This window comes from Aeromonas sobria (assembly GCF_006243315.1).
In the GTDB taxonomy this organism is placed as follows: Bacteria; Pseudomonadota; Gammaproteobacteria; order Enterobacterales; family Aeromonadaceae; genus Aeromonas; species Aeromonas sobria_A.
In genome coordinates this window covers 2,501-5,274 of record NZ_NKWE01000062.1, presented here as the reverse complement: position 1 = coordinate 5,274, position 2,774 = coordinate 2,501, and the positions used below count along the sequence as shown (strand labels likewise).

The 2,774-nt window shown below is 53.0% G+C and carries 1 rRNA gene (cut by a window edge); it reads right to left on the bottom strand.

Annotated elements, in window-relative coordinates:
• Nucleotides 1-165 precede the first annotated feature (165 nt).
• Nucleotides 166-2,774 (bottom strand): 23S ribosomal RNA (locus tag CF137_RS19075); it runs 281 nt beyond the window's last position.

The window sequence follows — 2,774 nt, the reverse complement described above, 5'->3', positions numbered from 1 at the left end:
CGGCATGGGATCAGGTGGTTCCACGGCGCTATGGCCGCCAGGCAAATTCTTAATCTAGAAAGCTGACGTGAATAACGACTCCACGCTAAGTGGCTGTCATTATCACTGAATTTGTAAGTAGTTCGTTCATTCGCTACAAGGCCAGGAACACTTCTTGGGTGTTGTATGGTTAAGCCTCACGGGTAATTAGTATGGGTTAGCTCAACACGTCGCCGCGCTTACACACCCCACCTATCAACGTTGTGGTCTCCAACGGCCCTTTAGGACCCTCAAGGGGTCAGGGATGACTCATCTCAGGGCTCGCTTCCCGCTTAGATGCTTTCAGCGGTTATCGATTCCGAACTTAGCTACCGGGCAGTGCCACTGGCGTGACAACCCGAACACCAGAGGTTCGTTCACTCCGGTCCTCTCGTACTAGGAGCAACTCCCTTCAATCATCCAACGCCCACGGCAGATAGGGACCGAACTGTCTCACGACGTTCTGAACCCAGCTCGCGTACCACTTTAAATGGCGAACAGCCATACCCTTGGGACCGACTTCAGCCCCAGGATGTGATGAGCCGACATCGAGGTGCCAAACACCGCCGTCGATATGAACTCTTGGGCGGTATCAGCCTGTTATCCCCGGAGTACCTTTTATCCGTTGAGCGATGGCCCTTCCATTCAGAACCACCGGATCACTATGACCTACTTTCGTACCTGCTCGACCTGTCCGTCTCGCAGTTAAGCTGGCTTATGCCATTGCACTAACCTCCTGATGTCCGACCAGGATTAGCCAACCTTCGTGCTCCTCCGTTACTCTTTGGGAGGAGACCGCCCCAGTCAAACTACCCACCAGGCACTGTCCGCGAGCCCGATTCAGGGCCCTGCGTTAGAACATCAAACATACAAGGGTGGTATTTCAAGGACGGCTCCAGCGCAACTAGCGTCACGCCTTCAAAGCCTCCCACCTATCCTACACATGTAGGTTCAATGTTCAGTGCCAAGCTGTAGTAAAGGTTCACGGGGTCTTTCCGTCTAGCCGCGGGTACACCGCATCTTCACGGCGAATTCGATTTCACTGAGTCTCGGGTGGAGACAGCATGGCCATGGTTACACCATTCGTGCAGGTCGGAACTTACCCGACAAGGAATTTCGCTACCTTAGGACCGTTATAGTTACGGCCGCCGTTTACCGGGGCTTCGATCAAGAGCTTCGCTTGCGCTAACCCCATCAATTAACCTTCCGGCACCGGGCAGGTGTCACACCCTATACGTCCACTTTCGTGTTTGCAGAGTGCTGTGTTTTTGATAAACAGTCCCAGCCATCTGGTCACTGCGACTCCCAACTGCTCCATCCGCAAGGGACTTCACTGTCAAGAGCGAACCTTCTCCCGAAGTTACGGTTCTATTTTGCCTAGTTCCTTCACCCGAGTTCTCTCAAGCGCCTTGGTATTCTCTACCCGACCACCTGTGTCGGTTTGGGGTACGATGACTTGTAATCTGAAGCTTAGAGGCTTTTCCTGGAAGCATGGCATCAATGGCTTCCGCACCGTAGTGCGTTCGTCTCGTGTCTCAGCGTTGTATCTCCGGATTTGCCTAGAAATACCGCCTACGCACTTTCACCAGGACAACCGTCGCCTGGCCCACCTAGCCTTCTCCGTCCCCCCATCGCAATTACAAGTCGTGCAGGAATATTAACCTGCTTCCCATCGATTACGCCTTTCGGCCTCACCTTAGGGGTCGACTCACCCTGCCCCGATTAACGTTGGACAGGAACCCTTGGTCTTCCGGCGAGGAGGTTTTTCACCCCCTTTATCGTTACTTACGTCAGCATTCGCACTTCTGATATCTCCAGCATACCTCTCGATACACCTTCGCAGACTTACAGAACGCTCCCCTACCACTCAATCATAAGATTGAATCCGCAGCTTCGGTGCCTGGTTTGAGCCCCGTTACATCTTCCGCGCAGGCCGACTCGACTAGTGAGCTATTACGCTTTCTTTAAATGATGGCTGCTTCTAAGCCAACATCCTAGCTGTCTGAGCCTTCCCACATCGTTTCCCACTTAACCAGAACTTTGGGACCTTAGCTGGCGGTCTGGGTTGTTTCCCTCTTCACGACGGACGTTAGCACCCGCCGTGTGTCTCCCGGATATTACTTACTGGTATTCGGAGTTTGCATGGAGTTGGTAAGTCGGGATGACCCCCTAGTCCAAACAGTGCTCTACCCCCAGTAGTATTCGTCCGAGGCGCTACCTAAATAGCTTTCGGGGAGAACCAGCTATCTCCGAGTTTGATTGGCCTTTCACCCCCAGCCACAGGTCATCCCCTAACTTTGCAACGTTAGTGGGTTCGGTCCTCCAGTTGATGTTACTCAACCTTCAACCTGCCCATGGCTAGATCACCCGGTTTCGGGTCTACACCTTGCAACTAGACGCCCAGTTAAGACTCGGTTTCCCTACGGCTCCCCTATACGGTTAACCTCGCTACAAAATGTAAGTCGCTGACCCATTATACAAAAGGTACGCAGTCACCCCGAAGGGCTCCCACTGCTTGTACGTACACGGTTTCAGGTTCTATTTCACTCCCCTCACAGGGGTTCTTTTCGCCTTTCCCTCACGGTACTGGTTCACTATCGGTCAGTCAGGAGTATTTAGCCTTGGAGGATGGTCCCCCCATATTCAGACAGGATGTCACGTGTCCCGCCCTACTCGATTTCACTTCAAGGTCGTTTTCATGTACGGGGCTATCACCCTGTATCGCTGGCCTTTCCAGGACCATTCCACTAACTTCC